The sequence below is a fragment of the Paenibacillus sp. FSL R5-0914 genome (assembly GCF_038004525.1).
Lineage (GTDB): Bacteria > Bacillota > Bacilli > Paenibacillales > Paenibacillaceae > Paenibacillus_AQ.
The window spans coordinates 1,003,519-1,025,819 of sequence record NZ_JBBORH010000002.1; the positions used below are offsets into that span (position 1 = coordinate 1,003,519).

A 22,301-nucleotide genomic window follows, 5' to 3' on the forward strand; every position below is an offset into this window, starting at 1 on the left:
ACAGTAAGTGGTAGTCAAACAGGGCAAAAAAGCCTTCGTGACTGCCACTTTTTATATAGTTTAAAACAATTCCGGCCCCCGTCCAGGAGTATCTATTGGCAAAGTATCTTGGATTTTGATTTCATTTCTTAATTTCCGGAAATCTTTAGGTGTTCTTGTTTGATGTTTTTTAAAGGACTGAATGAAGTTGTTAACATGATTAAAACCAACTCTATGGGCAATTTCAGTTACTGTATAATCAGTTGAAATTAATAGCTCCATACTTTTCTTAATCCGGTACTTTATTAAATATTCATACGGTGTGATATGAAGGGTCTTTTTGAAACTACGGGTACATTCTGAAACACTTAAATGAGCAGCATCAGAAATATCTTGCAAAGTTATATTAGTTGCGTAGTGCTGATGGATGAAAGAAAGCATGAGTTGAAGTCGTTCTTGCTGCCTTTTTACGTATTTAGCTGTGTCCTCAAAGGAGAGAGAAATATTAGATATCAAGGTTAACCAGAGTTGTACGGTTCTGATAGAAACCTCATATTCCCATCCCCATTTCTTTGGCATATCAAATCTATTCTTCAGCTCCAAAAGCATGTTTAGTACATCTCTTTGCCATTCAGCATCTCCTTTAATTACTAGAGACAGTAAGGAAGAGTTCGTATAAGGTGATACATAATTTTTTTCCATAGCACTATCTGCATAAAAGACCAACAGCTTTTCAGGAAAATTGAAACTCACATACTGACCGTCAGGAGTCAGGTGCGTCGTAACATGAAGGGCACCTTTATTGATGAAAATGGCTTGGCCATTTTTCAATTCATAATCAATACCATTCACTTGTATAACTAGTTTACCTTGAGTAACCAAAGTGATCTGAAGTTCTTCGTGCCAATGTAAGTCATTAAATCCTCGTCCTTCAGGGATAATTTTCCGAGAGTTAGCTGTGTACATAATGTATGGAAATGAAGCATCAGGAAAAAGAATGTTCTCGTGCAGCAGTTTTGACATCTAATGACGTCCCTTCTAAAATGATGATATTTATATATAATACAACGATATAATGACACAATTTAAACAATGATGATGATATTATTATATCCAATCTTGATTTTATCACTCTGTGCACAGGAAGTAGATAGAACATTTTGGAGGATTATATGTGAAATCAAATAAACCGTCATATCCGTACATTTTGCTTTTTATTAGTATTTTATCTATTTCGATCTCTTCCATCATGATAAAATTTTCAAATACTCCCACCTCTGTAGCCGGCATGTATAGATTGTTTGCTTCTGTAATTTTATTGCTTCCTTTTGTATCATGGAAAAAGCTTCGCTGTCTGGAGATGAGTAAAAAAGACTGGAGTATTGTTTTCTTAGCGGGTCTCTTTCTTGGATTACACTTCTTATTTTGGATGGAGTCTTTAGTTTATACTTCGGTTGCAAGCTCTATGGTGATATTATCATTGCAGCCTTTATTTGTAATGATTGGTTCATACTTCATCTTCAGAGAACGGGTAAATGTGGTAAACATTCTTTGTTTAGTGATTGCACTTCTGGGTTCAATAGTTATCGCTTGGGGAGACTTTGGAGTTTCTAAAGTGGCGTTAATAGGGGATGGCTTATCATTATTAGGAACCGTTTTTGTATCAGCGTATATGCTGGCAGGACAAAAAGTAAGTCATAAAATAGGAGCAAGTTTATACAGTGTTATTGTTTTTTTCCTTGGCGGAAGCGTCTTGTTAATCTACAATTTGTCAAACCATTTCTCTTTGATAGATTATAACACTTCGGACTGGATCTATTTCTTTTTACTCGCATTAATCCCAACTATTTTGGGACAATCTATTATTAATATGTTATTGAAATCTTTAGGTGCAACTACTATTTCTGTAGGGATTATTGGTGAGCCTGTTCTCGCCATAATACTAGCTTATCTATTCTTGGGAGAAACAATCACTAGCTTTCAATTTATAGGAGGGATGATGACTCTACTCGGCATGGGGATGTATTTCTGGGTAAAAGCCTTCAATTACACTACTGTTAAATATCAGAATCAAAGTAGATAAGCAAATAAATTAAGAAAATATCATTTAAAGGGAGAATGCTATATGGCTACTATTGATGATTTTTTGAAACTGGATATTCGTGTTGGAACAATAATTAAATCTGAATTCTTCGCCGAAGCAAAAGTTCCTGCGATCAAGCTTGAGATTGATTTTGGAGATGAGATCGGAATAAAGAAATCTAGTGCACAAATTACTAGAAGATATGTGGCTGAAGATATCATCGGAGAGCAAGTAATTGCGGTAGTCAATTTTCCTCCTCGACGAATTGCAGGCTTTAATTCAGAGGTATTAGTCCTTGGAGGTGTACCTGAAAAGGGTGACGTAATTCTATTGAAGCCAGATATGAAACTGCCTAATGGAACACCCATAGGATGATTTTCCAGAAATATAATTAAGTCTAATACTTAACTAGTTGGTCCCCTAAAAATGTCCCCTCTGTTCAATAATGCTCAGTTGCGGATAATTCAATTATAATTGTTTTTACTATCCAGTTTATCAATACTATCTGGTAAGCTGTACGTAAATTGATCGTATTAGGAAACGAAAGGCTAAGAAAATTTTGAAGTAGTCCTCAAAGGATATAGATCCGAGACTATTCGATTTATAGGAGTTGAAGCAATGGTGACTTATGAGAAACCGAAATTGGCCATAAGTGCAATTGAAAAACTATTAGACAATCATCTTGGGCCTGGTTCGACTGAGATTAAACCGCTTTCTGGCGGCAACATAAGTAATGTGTTTTCATTCAACCACGAAGGGAAGGGGTATGTTATGAAATTCAGTGATCTGGAAGGAGCATATGAAACGGAACACTATGTATCCAATTTGCTCTCAGGTCAAAACATCCCTTTCCCCAAATGTTTGGCGTTAGGGAGAATTAACCAGTTAACCTATATAATCATGGAACGAATTGAAGGACGGAATCTATCCGATTTCACAGCAGAGGAACAAACTCATCAGTTGACTGAGATTATTAGTATTTTGAAAAAAATGGCTGAAGCAGATATTGGGTCAACTAACGGCTATGGGTGGATCGCTGCTGACGGCAACGGATCCTATGTATCATGGAAAGACTTCGTCGTTGCTGTAAATGCAGAGGATCAAAGGGGAACATTCTGGGAGAACTGGCATGATCTCTTCCGTACTTCTCGCTTGGAGAGAGATGTATATGAAGAAATATACGGTCGGTTGATGGACTACGTACCCTATAATGAATCGTACAGAAGCTTTATACACGGAGATTTTCAACAGTGGAATATTTTGTCCGATGGAACACGAATTACCGGCATCATCGATGGGAATTGCATGTACGGTGATTCTCTCATAGACCTTGCGATTCTCGATCGGCATATGCCGTGGAGTGATGTCATTAAGACATATCAAATCAATCAAGAGAAAGCCAGCATAAAGATACCTTATTTTAAAGAGCGGCTAATGGGAGCTTATTATTTCAAGGGGCTCGACGGACTACGCTTCTATGCTAAAATGGGATGGAACGATGCTTATCAGAACACACGGCAATTTCTTTTAAATCTGAATGCTTAACGTCAGGATACATAACTTGAAATCCCAAACAAGTCCAGTATTGATTCTAAATGACATAAAAAGATTGAGAGCCCCCATTTGTTTAAATGAGGGCTCTTTTATTTATGGAGTGCTGTCTGATACTAGCTTCAGACTTACAATCTGTAATATTTGCACCTGGACTTGTCATTAATCCACTATCTAGAGCTTTGTCCAACTTGATAAAATGTAAGCGCAATCATAAAATAATCGATTGGAGGAGTACGGCATGAAAAAGATTGGTGCAGGTTTTATATTCTTATTTGTGATGTTCGTAGCATTATCCACTACTGCGTTCGCTAAACAGCCTTATTCATCCTACTGGTTTCCAGAGCAATTGCTTCAGTGGAGTCCTGCATCCGACCCGGATGCGGTATTCAACCGAAGTACAATTCCGCTGCAAGACCGCTTTGTGACAGATGGAGTCAATGCTCATGCGACAAAAGCGCCAAAAGTTATGGCTTTATCAGCACTGAACTCGGGAACAAGTGGTGTGCCATCACAGGGATCAGACAAATTTGGAGCTAATACGTTTACTTATTGGCAATATGTTGACAAGCTGGTCTATTGGGGCGGATCTGCCGGGGAAGGAATTATCGTACCACCAAGCGGTGATACGATCGACGCAGCACATAAAAATGGCGTACCGATCGTCGGAACGGTGTTCTTCCCGCCAACTGTTTATGGAGGGAAATTTGAATGGGTGAAGCAAATGCTTCAGCAGAACAGCGACGGTTCCTTTCCTGCCGCAGATAAGCTGATCCAGGTTGCGAAGTATTACGGATTTGACGGTTGGTTTATTAACCAGGAGACTGAGGGTGGAACACCAGCTGATGCCCAGAAAATGAAAGCTTTCCTAAGTTATCTAGAATCGCACAAATCTGCATCTATGCAAATCGTATGGTACGACTCCATGACCAAGGAGGGCAGTATCAGTTGGCAAAATGCGCTAAATGACAAGAATGCAATGTTCCTGCAAGACAATAATAAGAAAATAACAGACAATGTGTTCCTGAACTTCTGGTGGAAAGATCTTAAAAGCTCGGCAGAGAAGGCCAAAAGTTTAGATAGAAGTCCGTATGACCTGTATGCAGGGATAGATGTTGAAGCCAAGGGCTACGATACGAATGTGAACTGGAATCTGCTGTTTCCGGATGGTCAACCTGCCGTCACTTCCCTTGGTATCTACCGTCCAGACTGGGCTTTCAACAGCGCAGAAAGCATGGAGGATTTCTTCGCACGCGAGAACAAATTCTGGGTGGGGCCAAACGGGAATCCGGGTAACACCGTGAGCGATCAGGCCTGGAAAGGAATCGCGAACAATGTGGTAGAATCATCCCCTGTAAATAAGCTACCTTTCATCACCAATTTCAATACAGGAAGCGGGCAGAAATATTATGTCCGAGGGCAGCAGGTACGAGATAAGGGATGGAATAACCGGAGCCTGCAGGATATCCTGCCAACATGGCGCTGGATCGCAGACAGCAAAGGAACTTCACTTACTCCAGAGCTCGATTGGTCAGATGCGTATTACGGTGGCAGTTCGCTGAAGATTTCAGGTGATCTGAGCCATAACAATGCAACACATCTGAAGCTCTACAAGACAGACCTTAAAATCGAAGCAAGCACAAAGCTATCGGTTACTTATAAAACACTGAACAAGCCTAGCATGAAGGTAGGTCTTGCTTTTGCAGACCAACCAGATCAATTTATCTTTCTTAACGTGAAGGATAAGACAGCACCAGGCTGGACTACCGAAACTTTGAATTTGACCCCATACAAAGGGAAACGAATCGTAGCATTGTCACTTTATTTTGATTCCAAGGATACGATTAATAATTATAGTATTCAAATTGGCCAGCTCTCCATCCAAAATGCCAACGACCCGATCAAAACGCTACCAGCGGTTCGCGATCTGAAGGTTACCCAATCCGATTTCCGCGATGGAATTTATGGAGATGCTAGATTGGAGTGGAAACCACTTGACCAGCAGGTGAAGCAATACGAAATCTATCGAGTACTTCCTGATGGCAGTGAGGTTTTATTGGGCGCAACGCCAAATCATGTGTTTTACGTTCCTGAGATGAGAAGAATAGACAAAGAAACACTAACAGCATTAAAGGTCGTTGCAATCAATGGAAGATACGAGCAAGGTCAGGCCTCCAGCGTGAAGATCAGCTGGCCAGCTTATCCGAAGCCGATTGCAGAGTTCAAGGCTGATCGGACCTTGGTAGCTCCAGGTGAAAGCGTAAACTTCACCGACCTGTCGACCGAAGTGACAGAAGGATGGTCATGGAGCTTCGAAAGCGGTAGCCCAGCTGTCAGCACATCGAAGAACCCGGTTGTAACGTTCAATCAGGAGGGCATATATAACGTGTCACTAACTGCAACCAACAGTTCGGGCCAAGACACAATTATGAAAAAGGCGCTCATTACAGTGAGTAAGGAAGCTGGTGCGGTGAGGAATTTAGCACTTGGAAAACCTGCAACAGCCGATCATGCATGTGGAGACAAAGAAGGCGCACCAAACGCAGTTGACGGTAAAGTGACGGATAATAGCAAATGGTGTGCACTTGGAAATCTGCCTCATTGGCTACAAGTCGATCTAGGAGCCGAACATCAAATCAGCACTTTTATCATCAAGCATGCTCAGAGTGGAGGAGAATGGTCCGGGTTTAATACAAGCGATTATACCATTCAGGTGAGTAACGACGGAACGAACTGGACGGATGTTGTAAACGTGCAAGGAAACTCGGCAGCTGAGTCGACAGACGCGATTGCTTTGGTGAAAGCTCGCTATGTAAAATTAATAACTCTTAAGCCCACCCAAGGAGCCGATACAGCAGCACGAATTTATGAGTTTGAAGTCTATGGGTTGTAGTTCGGTTCGAACCATGGTTTTTGAATAACAAATAATAGCGGGAAACACAAAAAAGAACCTGAATAGCTTTCAGGTTCTTTTATATTGCATATAAAAAGACACGATGATATAATCGGATCACGACTACAAAAAATATAAAGGCACAGATAATGCATCTTATATTTATAATATACCATGCAGCTAAACTCTTGTCAAATTTTTTCTCATTTTAATGGTTAGGAGAGATTTTGTATGCATTCATTGGTTCTTGGTTTTCAGGAAATAGAAACCACACAGCTTTTGCTCGTGGGCGGAAAAGGGTTGAATTTAGGGCGATTATCAACTATCGAAGGAATAAAAGTACCAGAAGGATTTTGTGTTACAACAGTGGGCTACCAAAAAGCCATCGAAAAGAACGAAAAGTATCATATTTTATTGGATCAACTATCCATATTAAACGTAGACGATCGAGAGCAAATTGGTGAAATCAGTAAGAAGCTTCGACAACTCCTCATGGAAGTAGAAATTCCTTCCGATGTTGTGACGGCAGTTACTCACTATCTCTCCCAACTTGGTGAAGAACAGGCTTATGCAGTACGCTCTAGTGCAACTGCTGAAGATTTACCACATGCCTCATTTGCCGGTCAACAGGACACCTATTTAAATATCATCGGAAGAGAAGCAATCATGCAGCACATCAGCAAATGCTGGGCATCTCTATTTACGGATCGCGCGGTAATCTACCGCATGCAAAATGGATTTAATCACAGACAGGTATATTTATCTGTTATCGTGCAAAAGATGGTTTTCCCTCAGGCTTCAGGAATTTTATTCACAGCTGATCCGATGACTTCTAATCGAAAGCTGCTATCTATTAATGCCAGTTTTGGGCTTGGCGAAGCTCTGGTCTCTGGCTTGGTATCTGCCGATTGTTATAAAGTACAGGAAGAGGAAATCGTCGATATGATGATAGCAACCAAAAAATTGGCTATCTATGGATTAAAAGAAGGTGGAACAGAGACCCTGAAAATCGATCTCGATCAGCAAAAGACTCAAACCCTTTCCGAACAACAAATTTTACAACTGGCACGCATAGGTAGAGAGATTGAAGCTTATTTTGGTTGTCCACAAGATATCGAATGGTGTTTGGATCATGATACTTTTTATATTGTTCAAAGCCGGCCAATCACTACTTTATACCCGATCCCTGAAGTAAATTATCAAGAAAATCACGTTTACGTATCTGTCGGTCATCAACAAATGATGACGGATCCCATGAAACCACTAGGATTGTCTTTTTACCTGTTAATCACTCCTGCACCCATGCGTAAGGCCGGTGGAAGGTTGTTTGTTGATGTTACACATATGCTGGCTTCACCTGTCAGCAGAGAAAATTTCATAAATGCCCTTGGGAAATCCGATCCGCTCATAAAAGACGCATTTATGACCCTAATAGAACGAGAATATATAAAATCGTTACCAGACGATAGAAAAGAACAGAGTCCCGTTAATAGCAGTAAAGATAGTTCGTCAGAAGGTTTTCAAGCATTAATCGAAAATGATCCGGCAATCGTTTCTGATTTGATTAAGAACAGTCAAACGTCGATAGAAGAATTAAGACAAAACATCCGAACGAAATCAGGAGCAGATCTATTTGATTTTATTCTTGAAGATCTCCAGGAATTAAAGAAGTTCTTATCTGACCCACAAAGTACAAAGGTTTTTATGACTGCTATGAACGCTTCGTCATGGATTAATGAAAAAATGTACGAGTGGTTAGGTGAAAAAAACGCAGCAGATATGCTTTCTCAATCTGTACCAAACAACATTACCTCAGAAATGGGTCTGGCGCTTTTGGATGTTGCAGATGTGATTCGTCCTTACCCGGAAATAGTTGATTATTTACAACATGTAAAAGATGATGGTTTTTTGGATAAACTGGTTAAGTTTGATGGTGGACAGGCAACTCAAGATGCAATCTATGCTTATCTCAACAAATTCGGAATGCGATGTGCCGGTGAAATCGATATTTCGAGAACTCGTTGGAGTGAAAAGCCGATTACACTTGTCCCCATGATTCTCAGTAATATCAAAAACTTTGAGCCTAATGCTGGCAATCGAAAATTTGAGCAAGGCCGACAGGAGGCTTTAGAAAAAGAACAAGAGTTATTAGATCGATTGAAGCAATTACCGGATGGAGAACTAAAAGCTGAAGAGACAAAACGAGTAATCAGTTTTATCCGGAATTATATCGGTTACCGTGAATATCCAAAATACGGAATGATTAACCGCTACTTCATTTATAAGCAGGCTTTACTGAAAGAAGCCGAACAACTTGTACAAGCTAGCGTTATTCATGAAAAAGAAGATATATTCTATCTCACTTTTGAAGAACTTCACGAAGTCGTACGCACAAATAAACTGGATGATCAGATCATCAGTAAACGAAAAGACGATTACAATTTTTTTGAAAAACTTACTCCGCCACGTGTAATCACATCTGATGGTGAAATTATTACAGGTGAATACAAACGAGAAAATTTGCCAGACAACGCGATTATAGGTCTCCCTGTTTCTACCGGAGTAATAGAGGGACGAGCTCGTGTCATCTTAAACATGGAAGAGGCAGATCTGGAAGATGGCGATATATTAGTCACCGCCTTTACTGACCCTGGCTGGACATCATTGTTTGTATCTATTAAAGGCCTGGTCACCGAAGTTGGCGGACTGATGACCCATGGAGCCGTTATCGCTCGTGAATATGGCTTGCCAGCAGTTGTCGGAGTGGAAAATGCCACCAAGCTGATAAAAGACGGGCAACGAATTCGTGTGAATGGAACAGAAGGTTATATTGAAATATTGTAGAGGTATTTAAAAATAAAAATAATTATCGATGTTCTCTTTCGCTGGTCTGAAATTCGGTTTAATGTAGGAAAAGAAAGTAAATAATATGGGGATATGGACAACCTCCGGAAACAAAGCCAACTTATATTTGCAAAAGGGGAGTTCGAATTAATATTCCTTGACGTGAATATTCTTCATGAGGTATATTGTAAAAGCAATAAATTATCCCGACTAAGAAGGAGAGTATAACTTATGATTAATAAAATTGGACAAATTATGTTATATGTAAATAACCAAGAGGAATCCAAAAAATTCTGGACAGAAAAGCTAGGATTCGAAGTGATTTTAGACGAAACAAATGGCCCTATGAGATTTATCGAGCTTGCTCCGAAAGGTGCAGCGACTAGCATTGTTCTTCATAATAAAGAGTTGGTTGCCCAAATGAATCCTGAAATGAATCTCGGAACACCTTCTTTAATGTTCTTTTCGGATAATTTTGATCAATTGAATCGAGAGTTGAAGGACAAAAATGTTACGGTTGGAGATATTGTAGAAATTCCTGGTGGAAGAGTATTCAATTTCGCAGACGGTGAAAATAACTACTTTGCTGTAATGGAAAAAGGACAATAAAATTGAATGAACATGCAATAAGGGGATAGTTAAATAAATTACGTCAGCAGCTAATCAAAATGATTAGCTGCTTTTTCATACCCATAATGACCGTTATAAACTTCAAAATCTTACTTGTTAAGTAAAGAATATCATGTTATTCTGCAAAAAGAGGAGATGATCAGATGTTTGAAAAGGGGTCGTTCCAACCCGTTCAAGCCACTAAGTTAGTGGACGATGTTGTTAATCAAATACAACAAAAAATTTCAACAGGAACAATCCTGCCAGGAGACAAATTACCTCCAGAACCTGAATTAATGAAATTATTTAATGTAGGGCGATCAACGATAAGAGAAGCAGTCCGTGTGTTAGTTCATGCTGGTCTATTGGAGAAAAAGCAGGGTTTTGGAACTTACTTAAAATCCAGTCCTATTATTCAAGAACCACTTACCCATCGTTTACTTCGTGCAGAATTGATTGAGGTCTTTGAAGCTCGAAAAATGATTGAATTAGAAATCGCAAGATTAGCAGCTCTACGGCATGATGACACTGACTTATTCAACATGCGAAAACATTTGGATACAAGAGATATGGCTCTAAAGCAGAATGATCGTGAACTGTATGCCAAATCGGATATAGAATTCCACATGGCTGTAGCGATGGCAAGTAAAAACGCTGTAATCATTGACTTATATAGAACGTTTACTCATATTTTGTCAGATGCAATGAGTAAATTAAACCGTAATTATAGTTCCCATGATCCTCAATCCGATTACCATGAACAAGTGTATGAATCTATTAAAAATGGGGATTCAGATCAAGCAGTACAATTGACGCTCAAAATTTTAAATGGAACACTTTCTGAGCTTTAAGTTCAATATAGACATTCATGTAGAGGAGGAATTTGGGCATGATTATATCACTCAAAAATGTATCATGGCAACGTGATACAACAATGATCTTACGCGATATGAATTGGGAAGTGAAACAAGGGCAACACTGGTGTATCGTCGGACTAAACGGTTCAGGCAAGACGACGATGCTGAACGTAGTAAACGGCTATATATGGCCGACGACTGGGCAAGTCGAAGTGTTAGACCACCGCTTTGGCGATGTGGATCTTAGAGAGTTACGGAAACGAATCGGTTGGGTCAGCACCTCGCTGCAACAGAAGCTATATGGCCATCAGACTGCGCTGACCATCGTCCTCAGCGGAAAATTCGCAACTATCGGTTTATACGACAAGACGAATGAAGAGGATCAAAAGCAAGCCGAGGAGCTGATGGAATTTCTAGACTGCTCTTCCTTAGCCGCTCGTACATACGATACCTTGTCGCAAGGTCAGCGTCAAAAAGTCCTCATTGCACGCGCACTTATGGCCAATCCAGATCTATTGATCCTTGATGAGCCTTGCACAGGACTCGATATTTTTGCCCGAGAACAGCTGTTGCAAATGATTGAGAAGATTACGAAGCAAACCAACGGACCAACTTTGCTGTATGTAACGCATCATATCGAGGAGATAACACCATGCTTTACACATACTTTGCTGGTGAAGAACGGAGAAATCTATAAAGGGGATGAGACAGAAAACTGCTTGCAGTCGGATGTGTTGAGTGATTTCTTTGATACCCCCGTTGAAGTTCAGGAGCATCACAATCGTAAGTGGCTTACACTTGCCGGTGATAAGTAGGATAAGCTGCCTAGCAATTGCTAGGCAGCTTTTATTATCTTGAATGTTAGAAGCTAGTGCTCACTTCGAATAGAATTACTATATTGTCGGGGACTCATTCCTATCTTTTTTTTAAATATTTGGTGAAAAAATTTGAGGTCAGCATATCCAACTGCAGCGGCAATTTCGCTTACACTTCTATGACCTCCTGAAAGCATACGACATGCAGCATCCATTCGAATACTTTGCGTATAATCTGTAAAGCTCATTCCAGTCTGATGCTGAAAAAGGCGACTGAATTGCCGTTCGCTAAGGTTCGCTTTACTGGCGAGATCACTAAGTTTAAGCCCATTGGCATAGTTGTAATTTATAAATGCAATCGCATCATCCACTGCCATCCATTGCGGCTTATCCCCTGACGGCGCAACAATCTGCAACCGGTGTCTAAACAAGCCTGTTAATATTTGTACGAAAAGAGCATCGAGGACAGCTAGATATCCTGGCGGTTTTGCCGAGAATTCACGAAACAGTTCACGAAACATAATATGGTATGCGCCATTGACATCTTTCATAGAGAACCATAGCAATTGCATGTCTGTGAAAAATTCACAAATATCTGTAGCGTGAGGAAAGGTAGCCTGAAGTTCTGATAAATACTCTACTGGAAATAAACAGTTATAAACGATGAGCGGGCGGTCTTTCATCGGGGTCTTAGGTCGAAATACATGACTGCGCCCAATGGGGATAAAAAATAACGTACCGTGCTCGACAGGAACAGCCTCATCGTCAATGTAGTGAACGCCTGCTCCTTCACTGATATAAGTAATTTCGATAAACTCATGGGAATGCGCATTCAATTCGAACGTTTCGTAAGCCCTGTTCACATAAATTGGCACACCAGGCTCGAAAAAGCTATCTCCAGACATGACAAAAGTGCTGCGTCTGATACTCATAATCGTGGCCCCTTTCAAATTGCTAAGGCTAGACATATCGTACGAAACTAATGAATGAATGTCTAGATCCACCTATAAAAATGTCTGAAACACCCCCAATTCTAAATTCTCTCAACTCATACAATAGAAATAGCTGCCGGATCAAAGATCTATGAATACAGTTCAAAGTGTTCCGGCAGGTTACTGGATGAATATAGGAGGTTGATACAAATGTCCAATTTTGAAGTTACAAATCTTAAAGTGAACTATAGAAAGAATCCGTTGGGGATTGATGATTTACATCCGCGGCTTAGTTGGTGGATCAGAACAGAAATACGGGGATTTATCCAATCAGCCTATCAAGTTCAAGTCGCGAATGATCACAAATTCTTTTCAAAAATCATATGGGATTCTGAAAAGGTAGAATCGGATAGCAATGTGCATATTGAATACGAAGGTCCCGCCTTACAATCCCGCACTCGGTATTACTTTAGGGTTCGAGCTTGGGACGATCATGGGATAGTTTCAGAATGGAGTGAACCTGTGTTCTGGGAAACGGCATTGTTATCGGTAGATGAGTGGCAGGCAAAATGGATAGCAGCACCTCCGAGTCATCAAGAGAATGGGGCTGATCCTTGTGACTATATTCGTACGGAATTTTCAATCCCTGATAATGTTGTATCAGCGCGTGTGTATGCAACATCTCTTGGGATGTACCGCTTATATATAAACGGTAAACCAGCAGATAACACGTTATTTAACCCTGGCTGGACCAGTTATAATAAACGGCTTCAATATCAGACCTATGACGTGACTTCTTTGATTGCTGCTGGCAATAACGCTCTTGGTTGCATGGTGGGAAACGGGTGGTATAAAGGATATTTAGCTTGGGAAGGAAAGAAAGACATCTTTGGTGAGGATCGTGCTGTGCTTATCCAGCTACACGTCACATTATCTGATAATTCTGAACAAATCATTGTATCGGATGACAACTGGCGTACTTCTACAGGTCCTCTCTTGATGTCAGAATTGTATCATGGCGAAACGTATGATGCGAGGCTCGAGGTAGAAGGTTGGTCTTCTCCCGGTTTTGAGGATGTAAAGTGGCAAAAGACTATTCTCAAGGACCGTCCAGAGACTTCATTGGTTGCTCAGGAAAACGAACCGACCAGGGTTATAGAAACCATCAAGCCTATTGCAGTCATTACTACACCTAAAGGCGAACACGTGCTGGATATGGGACAAAATATGGTTGGATGGGTAAGATTTACGGTTCATGCTGAAGCTGGAACGATAATTACTTTAGAACATGCTGAGGTGTTGGACCGCGAGGGGAATTTCTACATCGGAAATTTACGATCTGCAAAGCAGACTGTTACTTATATATGCCATGGCGGGGAGGCAGAAACGTTTGAGCCGTATTTATCCTTCCAAGGATTCCGTTATGTAAAAGTGACTGGCATAACGCTAGATCAATTATTGGAACAATTCATCGGCTGCGTCATCCATACGGACTTGGAGCAAACGGGAAACTTCAACTGTTCAGATGAACTCTTGAATCAGCTTCAGCACAACATTTTATGGGGACAAAAGGGGAACTTTCTAGATATCCCAACAGATTGCCCTCAACGAGACGAAAGATTGGGATGGACGGGGGATGCTCAAGTTTTTATTCGCACGTCTGCCTACAACATGAATGTCGTCCCGTTCTTTGAAAAGTGGCTAAAGGATTTGGCCGCGGATCAAGAAGAAGACGGAAGAGTTCCGCATGTTATTCCCGATGTGCCAGCGGCAGGATACGGCTCTGCTGCTTGGGGAGACGCCGCAGTGATTTGTCCTTGGACGCTTTATCAATGTTATGGGGACATTCGTGTGCTGAAAACGCAATATCCAAGTATGAAAGCATGGGTCGAGTATATTCGGGCCCAAGGTGAAGACGAATATCTTTGGAATACAGGTTTTCACTTCGGAGATTGGTTAGGTCTGGATGCCAAAGAAAACAGCTACGTCGGAGCAACACTAAAAGAGTTGATCGCTACTGCGTTCTATGCTTATTCAACGGAATTACTAGCTAAGACAGCGGCTGTCATTGGAAAACCCGAAGATGCCTTAAAATATGAAGCATTGCATGAGAAGATTGTTCTGGCATTCCGTCAAGAGTTCGTAACGCCAAATGGTCGGGTGGCCTCACCGACACAAACTGCGTATACACTTGCCCTTATGTTTGACTTATTAGAGGAAAAGGATCGTCATCGGACGGCCAAGATGCTAGCCGACCATATCGAAGAAAATGGAGTGCACCTAACGACCGGCTTTGTAGGAACTCCCTATCTGTGTCTAGTTCTCTCTAGATTTGGTAATACGGATGTAGCCTACCAATTGGTACTGCAGAAAGAGTATCCTTCCTGGTTATATTCTGTAATCCGAGGGGCTACAACCATTTGGGAACATTGGGATGGAATAAAACAGGACGGTTCGTTCTGGAGCGATGATATGAACTCCTATAACCATTATGCTTACGGTGCTATTGGAGATTGGCTCTATCGCACTGCCGGTGGCATCGAACTATTAGAAGCAGGCTATAAAAAAATACGGATCCAGCCGCAGATCGGGGAACATTTGACGTGGGTTGATGCTTCGCTTGAATCTGTCCATGGAACGATCAAGGTAACTTGGAAAAAACAGAACGAAGATTCAGTAGAAATGCAAGTGCTGATTCCATCCAATACAACAGCTGAGATTATTATTCCAACGATGAATCAGGACAGTATCTTGGAGTCTGGGACACCAATAGAACAAGTCATAGGTCTATCCAGTGTGGAACAAATGTCAGAAGGCCTTAAACTACTAGTTGGATCTGGTGACTATTACTTCAAGTTTCCGATGACTTAAACGTTAATAAGGAATGATCCGCCAAAGAGAAAATAAGTTGAGCCAATTCATCGCTTGATATAATGAAATTTTCTAATATCCATTCCTGTATAATTGCTAAGCTTCCATTAACCAAATAAGCGTAAGTAAAACGCTTCATATTTTCGGGAACGTCAAGCTGAAGGAAAGTGTCAATATTCATCAGTACTTCATTAAGCAAACGTTTTGAAAACAACTCGTTTTCATTTGATTTGAGTAGCATGATGGCAAATAAATCATCATTCTTTTTGATGTAGTCTAAGAAGGTCAATATATAAGTGATGCCATTGTCATTAGCTTCGATTTTTTCTAGATATGCATTTGTGTTATCAATAATCTCCTGCTCAACATGTTCAAGCAGATCGTATGCATTTGCATAATGCAAATAAAAGGTAGAGCGATTGATGCCTGCTGAAGCGCATAATTCTTTTACGCTGATTTGGCTTATGTTTTTTTCTTTGAGCAGACGAATCAAGCTTTGCTTCAGCAGCAATTTGGTTAACCGTTCACGTTGATTCATTGTTGATTCACCCCCTATAAAAATTTTTGAAAACTAATGGACAGAATATCTTCGACTGTCTATATTACATCAGTTTGATAATCAACTGGTGGTTGTGAAATAGACACTGTGTCTGTATTCTGAAGGGAGACGAATGACTTGTCAATAATCTTATAATGCAGGTGAAGAATATGGTAAAGAAAAAACGAGTCATGATAACAGGTGCAGCGGGCAATATGGGTGGCGAAACATTGAAATTTCTTAGAAACGATTTAGCGAAATGCGAGCTGTTACTCTTTGATTTAGACAATTCAACCAGCCGCCAAAAGCTGAAAGAATATGAGAGACTAAGTGGCGTTAAAGTAGTCTATGGCGATTTACTAGACTGCGACCTTGTCTATGAATGTGTGAAAGATGCCGACATTGTGCTTCATATAGCAGCCTTTGTATCTCCTGCTGCAGATGAGTTTCCCGAACGAACGATGCAGATTAATTATGGTTCAGCGAAGAACATCGTCGATTCCATCAAGAAAAGCGATCGTGCCCATGTAACGCGTTTCGTAAATATCGGTACAATTGCGGAAACGGGTGACCGTATGCCGCCGATCCATTGGGGACGTGTGGGCGACCCTCTCAAACCAAGTGTTTATGACTACTATGCCGTTTCGAAAATTGCCGCCGAGCGTATGGTAATTGAATCAGGACTACGCTATTGGGTGAGCCTCCGCCAAACAGGTATTATGGGGCCAGCGATGAGCAAGATAGAAGACCCTATTATGTTCCATAACTGTCTAGAAAATGTGCTTGAATACGTATCAGATCGGGATTCAGGACGTTTAATGCGAAACCTCTGCATCTCGGATATAGACGGAGAATTAAATGAAGGATTTTGGCAACATATTTACAACATTGGCGGGGGCGAGAGCTGTCGAGTCAGCACGCTTGAGATGTATCAGGTGCTTTATGGTAAGTTAGGTTTAACAAATCTTGATTATGTGATAGATCCTAAATGGTATGCAACACGGAATTTTCACGGACAATATTATCTGGACTCTGATAAGCTGGAGGAGTATTTTCACTTTCGCCGAGATTCAATAGATTATTTCTATCAAAGCTACCTTGATAATCTAGGCGCACTTGTGCCTGTTGCGAAAGTCATCACTAAATTGCCCGGAGGTCAAAAATTGATGGGTGCGATGATTAAGCGGACGATGAAAAAGCAAGCAGTAAAAGAGCGAGGAACGATACGTTTTATCGAGGAAAATGACATTGAGAAAATAGACGCTTATTGGGGCAGCAAGAACAACTGGGAGGCGATTCCTGCAAAGGTGTCTGAAATGAAGAAATTCGCAGATTGGGATAAAGTCATCAAACTTGACCACGGGTATGATGAGAATAAGCCAACATCGCAATTAAATCTTGAAGATATCAAGGGTGCTGCGAAATTTCGTGGTGGTGAATGTCTTTCAACAGATATGGAAACGGGGAATTGGGCAGGCAAACTTGATTTCAAATGTGCGTTCGACCATACCTTTACGGCTAGCCCCAAGCTTATGCTAGAAGGTGGACATTTCTGCCCGCAGTGTGAGCTCGAAAGCTGGAATTACAAAGAACGTGCGAAGCGTGAACCGTTCTTTGCTCAGGTTTGGAACCCTATTCAAAGAAAGGCAGACGGACGCGAGTATATGAAATCGTATCAGAATTAGATGGTATTACCTCACTTCTGAGATGTTAATACTTCATACAAAGGTTGATCTTTTTGAAGATCAGCTTTTTTGATTTCATAAAGAGGGAGAGAATAAAAGCGTATTTGTTGACAAATAGTCTAATTAGACTAATAATATAAACAGTCTAATTAGACTATTGTAGAGAGGATGAGAATAATGATCAAATCATTTCTAATGATTGGACAGTCAAATATGGCTGGACGAGGATTTATACATGAAGTACCCCCAATTTATAACGAGAGAATACAAATGCTACGTAATGGTAGATGGCAAATGATGGCTGAACCTATTAATTATGACCGTCCTGTTTCAGGAATAAGTCTGGCAGGATCATTTGCGGATGCATGGTGTCGTGAAAATGAAGAAGACATCATTGGGTTAATTCCTTGTGCTGAGGGTGGGAGCACCATTGATGAATGGGCTGTAGATGGGGCACTTTTTAAACATGCATTGCAAGAAACTAAATTTGCTATGCAAAATAGTGAATTAACGGGGATTTTATGGCATCAAGGAGAAAGTGATAGTAGTAATGGCAGCTACAAAGTCTATTATCAGAAATTACTTTTAATGGTTACGGCCCTTAGAAAAGAGTCAGATGCTCCAAATATTCCATTTATAATTGGTGGCTTAGGGGATTTTTTAGGCAAAGAAGGATTTGGGAAACATTGCACTGAATACGAGTTGATGAATCAAGAGTTACAAAAATTTGCTTTTGAACAAGATGATTGTTACTTTGTTACAGCTTCAGGTTTAACTTCTAATCCGGATGGTATTCATATCGATGCAATATCTCAAAGAAAATTTGGGTTGCGATATTTTGAAGCTTTTATTAATAAGCAACATGTACTTGAGCCGCTAATTAATGAACAGGAGTTGTTAAGTCTCCATAATGCAAGAACACACACTAAAGCGGAAAAAATGTATATATTGAGTATGGATTTTGCATGGGGAAAAATATCATTTGACGAATTTCAAGCCAAGTTTATACAAATCAACAATGATTAAACCTAGTAGCATTTTGACGGAGGCGTTGAGTTGATAATATTACTAATTTTAGGATTATTAAAACAAAATCCAGGGGCTCACGGTTATGAATTGTTATCCTTAATGGAAGAAAAACACTATAAATATATAGTGAATTTCACCAAAGGGTCCTTTTATTATAATCTTGGGCAATTAGTAGAGAAAAAGTATATTGTAAAAGTTGACCAAAGAGACAGCACCAGAGAGACACATAATTATAACATCACGGAATTAGGGGAAAAAGAGTTTGAAAAGTTGATGTTCAAATATGGGTCTAAGACAGACTATATAAACCTATCTTTTTATGTAGCAATGTTATTTTCAGATGAATATAAAAAAGAAGAGCTAACTAAATTAATAGAAATACAAATCGAACAAACTAAAAATAAGATTTCTTTAATACAGCTATCTCTTGAGAACGATGAAAATATCACTGCTTATTTTAAAAAAATGTTAGAAAATTCACTTTCCCACCATATAGTAAATGTTCAATGGTTTGAAGGTTTGCTTGAAGATATAAAAAAAGAAAACTGATCACAGCACAACGGTTATTCTAGTAACCTATTTGAACATACGTTTTTCTAGTTCATATTGATAAAGATCATGAATTTCTTTGCTTTCAATATCTTGACCTACAAAAAAAACTAAAGTTGGGTCACTCGCGGGATATGCATAAGTAAGATATGTTCGGTGCATAAAATCATAGTCCATCTTTTTTAACTTGAAGTCAATTTGATACTTATCTTCTAAATAGACTTCGAATTGTTTTTTATGGGCTATGGACTTCCATGGTAATCCGAAGAATAAAAAGTATATTCCTATAAGGAATATCAAAAAAAATATTAGTATGAGCGATTTTTTACTTAGAATGGGGTGTTTCATTTATTAATAACCCTCCTTGTAAAATAAGGCAAAAACGAGCCTCTAAAATCCCTTTTAGGCTCGTTTTGCGTTTCGTGAATTGTATTTACTTATTTTAGAATCCTGCCCACTACTAGTATATATTTTAAATAGTTGCCATAATTACCTGCTGTAAACTCCGTTTTCTGCTGAAATACTTGATCTTTTGTGAGGGCTGGACGATCGTGCAAGCGAACTTACAGTAAGTATATGATAAAAAATGTAATAAGGATGTAAGTAATTTTGTCCGCTACATTGTCACGGTAACAATCAACAATATACTAACGGTACCTGTAAAAAACATTTTGACATATCTAACAGGTACCGTTATAATAAAAATCAACAGGTACCGTCACAAAGATTAACAGGTACCATACAAACTTTATGGAGGATCCAATATGGACATGAATACTGAATTATACGAAAAACTCGCGAAACTGCAATGGCTGCTGCAACGCCAACACTTAAAAACACACGCTGCTGTTGGCCCTATGGCCGACACATCCCGCGGGCAAGGCAGGATACTGGCATTTCTCCGGATGAAAGATGGTATCAGCACCAAAGATTTATCCTATATGCTGGACATCCGTGTATCATCCCTCAATGAATTGCTTGCAAAACTGGAAAAAGCCGAATATATCACCCGTAAGCCATCAGAAACAGACAAACGCATCATGTTGATTTACTTAACACAAAAAGGACAAGAGGAAGAGGGGCAAGAGATAGACAGCGTCAACATATTTTCTAGCCTATCTTCAGAAGAGCAGGTCACTTTCGGGGATTACTTAACCCGCGTAATTATGGCTTTAGAAGAAGAGCTTGGAACGGACGGAGAACGTGATGTAATGGCTATGTGGATGGAGGCTGCAAAGGAGCGTATGGGAACAGAGGAATTCGAAAAACTAATGGCCATGCGTGGACAAATGCAAAAAATGTGGGGGAATTCTAGGGACGAACGCTTTAGCGGAAGGTTCCCTGGCTTTGGCGGGGAAGGGCATCGTGACATGCGCGGATTCGGCTGGCCTTCCAGAGATGGAAGGAATTCGTCACCAGACCAGTCACATGATCCGGACGATAAGTAAGAAAAGTCTTTTCGTCAAACAGTAGCAGTGGCGTGCCTTTCACAAAAGAAAGATGAACGGCAAAGGCGGTGCAATGACGTACTTTCTTGGAAACTGAAGAACAGTTAATTTCGCACACCAACCCCGTAAAGTCGATGTTACGGTACGGGGTTGTTTGTTGCTGCGTCATGGCTCATATTCAATAAATAGTTAGAATTCTAAGTAATTTGAATACCAAATAGATGAAGAAAGTGGTGACCCACATGGATGCAGAAAACCTTCATTACTTTGAAAAAGCACCCATCTCAAAAGCCGTAGCTCACTTCGGTATACCGATGATGTTAGGTATGTCAATGAGTGTCATATATTCCATCTTGAATGCCTATTTCCTTGGCACACTGGGCAATACGGCTATGTTAACCGCACTTGCACTAACCTTGCCGTTATTCGCGATCATTATGGCGCTAGGAAACTTGATTGGCATGGGCAGTGGTACATTCATCTCCCGCTTGCTAGGGGAGAAAAAATATGATGATGTAAAGCATGTATCTTCATTCGCTTTTTACAGCAGTTTAGTTATCGGTCTTATCGTGATGGCTGTTGGCCTCCCGTTGATTGATCCAATTGTTCATAGCCTGGGAGCGACGCCCGACTCCTTCGGATTTACAAAGGACTATGTAACGATTATGCTTATCGGCTCACCATTCGTTGTATTATGCTTCACATTGGAGAATATCGTGCGCTCGGAAGGTTCAGCAATCACATCGATGATCGGGATGATTCTAAGTGTTGTCGTGAATATTATTCTCGATGCGCTAGTTATCTTCGTCTTCCATTGGGACGTGATTGGCGTTGCGACTGCTACGGTCATCTCTAATTTGGTTGCGAGTGCATTCTACGCCTACCATTTGGGTTATAAAAGCCAATTCTTAACTGTCTCTTTTAAATGGTTCAAAGCTACCAAGGATATACTAAGCAATGTATTCAAAATTGGAATCCCTGTCTTTATTATGAGCATCTTCTTGGGTGCAATGTCACTCGTGTTGAACCATTTTCTTGTCGAATATGGAGATCAAGCCATAGCGGGGTTCGGAATTTCATCCCGTTTATTGCAATTACCTGAGTGTATTCTGATGGGTTTATGCGAGGGAGTCGTGCCGCTCATTGCCTACTCTTTTACAGCGAATAAATTACGCATGAAGCATACCATCGGATTCACGATCAAAGCGATAATAGCTTTAGCTGTCGTGTTCGGCGTTATCGTCTATCTGATTTCCGACCATTTAATTGGCTTATTTACGAATGACCCGCAATTAATTGAAATGGGCAGCTACATTCTGCATGTGACATTTTTATCCTTGTTCATTACAGGAATGACTTCGTTGTTTACCGGGATCTTCCAAGCTACAGCGCAAGGAACTGCTGCATTTATAATGTCAATTATTCAAGGAGTTACTCTGATTCCTGTGTTGTATATAGCCAATCGAATGAATGGTTTCCATGGTGTGGTCTGGTCGCTCGTCATTTCGGATGCCGTTGCGTTCCTTGTCGGTGCCATCATGCTGTATGTTCTGCGGAACAAGATGCAGCCGGATTTAGATGCTTTAGCACAGTAGAATACAGGGTCTTAAGTTGATAT

Annotated in this window: 17 protein-coding genes; 14 read left to right on the forward strand and 3 right to left on the reverse strand. The window is 40.3% G+C overall.

The genetic code is table 11. From position 1 onward, the window contains the following. Window positions 1-60: 60 nt before the first annotated feature. A complete protein-coding gene (locus tag MKX60_RS20635) occupies window positions 61-1,002 on the reverse strand; it encodes an AraC family transcriptional regulator (RefSeq protein WP_042188375.1) in 942 nt (313 codons plus the stop codon). A 151-nt stretch (window positions 1,003-1,153) separates the two neighbouring features. Between MKX60_RS20635 and MKX60_RS20640 the strand changes: the two genes are divergently transcribed. The 8 genes from MKX60_RS20640 (at window position 1,154) to MKX60_RS20675 (ending at window position 11,631) form a co-directional block, all read left to right on the forward strand. After that, the gene (locus tag MKX60_RS20640; protein WP_341060836.1) at window positions 1,154-2,062 is read left to right on the forward strand and encodes a DMT family transporter; all 909 of its coding nucleotides are present in this window, start codon (window positions 1,154-1,156) and stop codon (window positions 2,060-2,062) included. 42 nt (window positions 2,063-2,104) lie between these two features. After that, window positions 2,105-2,437: a chaperone CsaA gene (gene csaA, locus MKX60_RS20645; RefSeq protein WP_341060837.1), complete on the forward strand. Its 333-nt coding sequence runs from the start codon at window positions 2,105-2,107 to the stop codon at window positions 2,435-2,437. A 243-nt stretch (window positions 2,438-2,680) separates the two neighbouring features. Beyond that, window positions 2,681-3,607: an aminoglycoside phosphotransferase family protein gene (locus MKX60_RS20650; protein ID WP_341060838.1), complete on the forward strand. Its 927-nt coding sequence runs from the start codon at window positions 2,681-2,683 to the stop codon at window positions 3,605-3,607. 247 nt (window positions 3,608-3,854) lie between these two features. Further along, the gene (locus tag MKX60_RS20655; RefSeq protein ID WP_341060839.1) at window positions 3,855-6,506 is read left to right on the forward strand and encodes an endo-beta-N-acetylglucosaminidase; all 2,652 of its coding nucleotides are present in this window, start codon (window positions 3,855-3,857) and stop codon (window positions 6,504-6,506) included. A gap of 231 nt (window positions 6,507-6,737) precedes the next feature. Beyond that, window positions 6,738-9,350, forward strand: a complete 2,613-nt coding sequence (gene ppsA / locus MKX60_RS20660; RefSeq protein WP_341060841.1) for a phosphoenolpyruvate synthase — start codon at window positions 6,738-6,740, stop codon at window positions 9,348-9,350. A 231-nt stretch (window positions 9,351-9,581) separates the two neighbouring features. Beyond that, complete coding sequence (locus tag MKX60_RS20665) at window positions 9,582-9,959, forward strand: VOC family protein (RefSeq protein WP_042188380.1); 378 nt, start codon at window positions 9,582-9,584, stop codon at window positions 9,957-9,959. Between the two features lie 164 nt (window positions 9,960-10,123). Further along, window positions 10,124-10,810 (forward strand): FadR/GntR family transcriptional regulator, encoded by a 687-nt coding sequence (locus MKX60_RS20670; protein WP_076283755.1) that lies wholly within the window; start codon window positions 10,124-10,126, stop codon window positions 10,808-10,810. Between the two features lie 38 nt (window positions 10,811-10,848). After that, window positions 10,849-11,631, forward strand: coding sequence for an ABC transporter ATP-binding protein (locus MKX60_RS20675; protein WP_076283754.1), 783 nt, complete (start codon window positions 10,849-10,851; stop codon window positions 11,629-11,631). 53 nt (window positions 11,632-11,684) lie between these two features. Here MKX60_RS20675 and MKX60_RS20680 read toward each other — a convergent pair whose 3' ends face one another. Continuing rightward, window positions 11,685-12,563 (reverse strand): AraC family transcriptional regulator, encoded by an 879-nt coding sequence (locus tag MKX60_RS20680; protein ID WP_076283753.1) that lies wholly within the window; start codon window positions 12,561-12,563, stop codon window positions 11,685-11,687. Window positions 12,564-12,773: 210 nt separating this feature from the next. On the opposite strand from MKX60_RS20680, the gene MKX60_RS20685 reads away from it, so the two are divergent. After that, window positions 12,774-15,434 carry a family 78 glycoside hydrolase catalytic domain gene (locus MKX60_RS20685; protein ID WP_341060843.1) on the forward strand — a complete coding sequence of 887 codons (2,661 nt, stop codon included), beginning with the start codon at window positions 12,774-12,776 and terminating at the stop codon, window positions 15,432-15,434. Here MKX60_RS20685 and MKX60_RS20690 read toward each other — a convergent pair. Further along, window positions 15,415-15,972, reverse strand: a complete 558-nt coding sequence (locus tag MKX60_RS20690; protein ID WP_076283751.1) for a TetR/AcrR family transcriptional regulator — start codon at window positions 15,970-15,972, stop codon at window positions 15,415-15,417. The genes MKX60_RS20685 and MKX60_RS20690 overlap by 20 nt on opposite strands. 170 nt (window positions 15,973-16,142) lie before the next feature. Between MKX60_RS20690 and MKX60_RS20695 the strand changes: the two genes are divergently transcribed. The 5 genes from MKX60_RS20695 (at window position 16,143) to MKX60_RS20715 (ending at window position 22,278) form a co-directional block, all read left to right on the forward strand. Next, window positions 16,143-17,657 (forward strand): NAD-dependent epimerase/dehydratase family protein, encoded by a 1,515-nt coding sequence (locus MKX60_RS20695; protein WP_341060844.1) that lies wholly within the window; start codon window positions 16,143-16,145, stop codon window positions 17,655-17,657. Window positions 17,658-17,834: 177 nt separating this feature from the next. Then, window positions 17,835-18,683, forward strand: a complete 849-nt coding sequence (locus tag MKX60_RS20700) for a sialate O-acetylesterase (RefSeq protein ID WP_076299789.1) — start codon at window positions 17,835-17,837, stop codon at window positions 18,681-18,683. A gap of 30 nt (window positions 18,684-18,713) precedes the next feature. Beyond that, window positions 18,714-19,235 carry a PadR family transcriptional regulator gene (locus MKX60_RS20705; protein ID WP_341060846.1) on the forward strand — a complete coding sequence of 174 codons (522 nt, stop codon included), beginning with the start codon at window positions 18,714-18,716 and terminating at the stop codon, window positions 19,233-19,235. Window positions 19,236-19,999: 764 nt separating this feature from the next. After that, a complete protein-coding gene (locus MKX60_RS20710; RefSeq protein ID WP_081393031.1) occupies window positions 20,000-20,683 on the forward strand; it encodes a MarR family winged helix-turn-helix transcriptional regulator in 684 nt (227 codons plus the stop codon). Between the two features lie 242 nt (window positions 20,684-20,925). Next, window positions 20,926-22,278, forward strand: coding sequence for an MATE family efflux transporter (locus MKX60_RS20715; protein WP_076283747.1), 1,353 nt, complete (start codon window positions 20,926-20,928; stop codon window positions 22,276-22,278). The last annotated feature ends 23 nt before the right edge of the window (window positions 22,279-22,301 follow it).

Coding starts and splice junctions, on each gene's coding strand:
- MKX60_RS20695 (WP_341060844.1), top strand. CDS start 16,143: ATGGTAAAGAAAAAACGAGTCATGATAACAGGTGCAGCGGGCAATATG.
- MKX60_RS20690 (WP_076283751.1), bottom strand. CDS start 15,972: ATGAATCAACGTGAACGGTTAACCAAATTGCTGCTGAAGCAAAGCTTG.
- MKX60_RS20655 (WP_341060839.1), top strand. CDS start 3,855: ATGAAAAAGATTGGTGCAGGTTTTATATTCTTATTTGTGATGTTCGTA.
- MKX60_RS20635 (WP_042188375.1), bottom strand. CDS start 1,002: ATGTCAAAACTGCTGCACGAGAACATTCTTTTTCCTGATGCTTCATTT.
- MKX60_RS20715 (WP_076283747.1), top strand. CDS start 20,926: ATGGATGCAGAAAACCTTCATTACTTTGAAAAAGCACCCATCTCAAAA.
- MKX60_RS20650 (WP_341060838.1), top strand. CDS start 2,681: ATGGTGACTTATGAGAAACCGAAATTGGCCATAAGTGCAATTGAAAAA.
- MKX60_RS20670 (WP_076283755.1), top strand. CDS start 10,124: ATGTTTGAAAAGGGGTCGTTCCAACCCGTTCAAGCCACTAAGTTAGTG.
- MKX60_RS20710 (WP_081393031.1), top strand. CDS start 20,000: ATGGACATGAATACTGAATTATACGAAAAACTCGCGAAACTGCAATGG.
- MKX60_RS20665 (WP_042188380.1), top strand. CDS start 9,582: ATGATTAATAAAATTGGACAAATTATGTTATATGTAAATAACCAAGAG.
- csaA (WP_341060837.1), top strand. CDS start 2,105: ATGGCTACTATTGATGATTTTTTGAAACTGGATATTCGTGTTGGAACA.
- MKX60_RS20685 (WP_341060843.1), top strand. CDS start 12,774: ATGTCCAATTTTGAAGTTACAAATCTTAAAGTGAACTATAGAAAGAAT.
- MKX60_RS20680 (WP_076283753.1), bottom strand. CDS start 12,563: ATGAGTATCAGACGCAGCACTTTTGTCATGTCTGGAGATAGCTTTTTC.
- ppsA (WP_341060841.1), top strand. CDS start 6,738: ATGCATTCATTGGTTCTTGGTTTTCAGGAAATAGAAACCACACAGCTT.
- MKX60_RS20700 (WP_076299789.1), top strand. CDS start 17,835: ATGATCAAATCATTTCTAATGATTGGACAGTCAAATATGGCTGGACGA.
- MKX60_RS20675 (WP_076283754.1), top strand. CDS start 10,849: ATGATTATATCACTCAAAAATGTATCATGGCAACGTGATACAACAATG.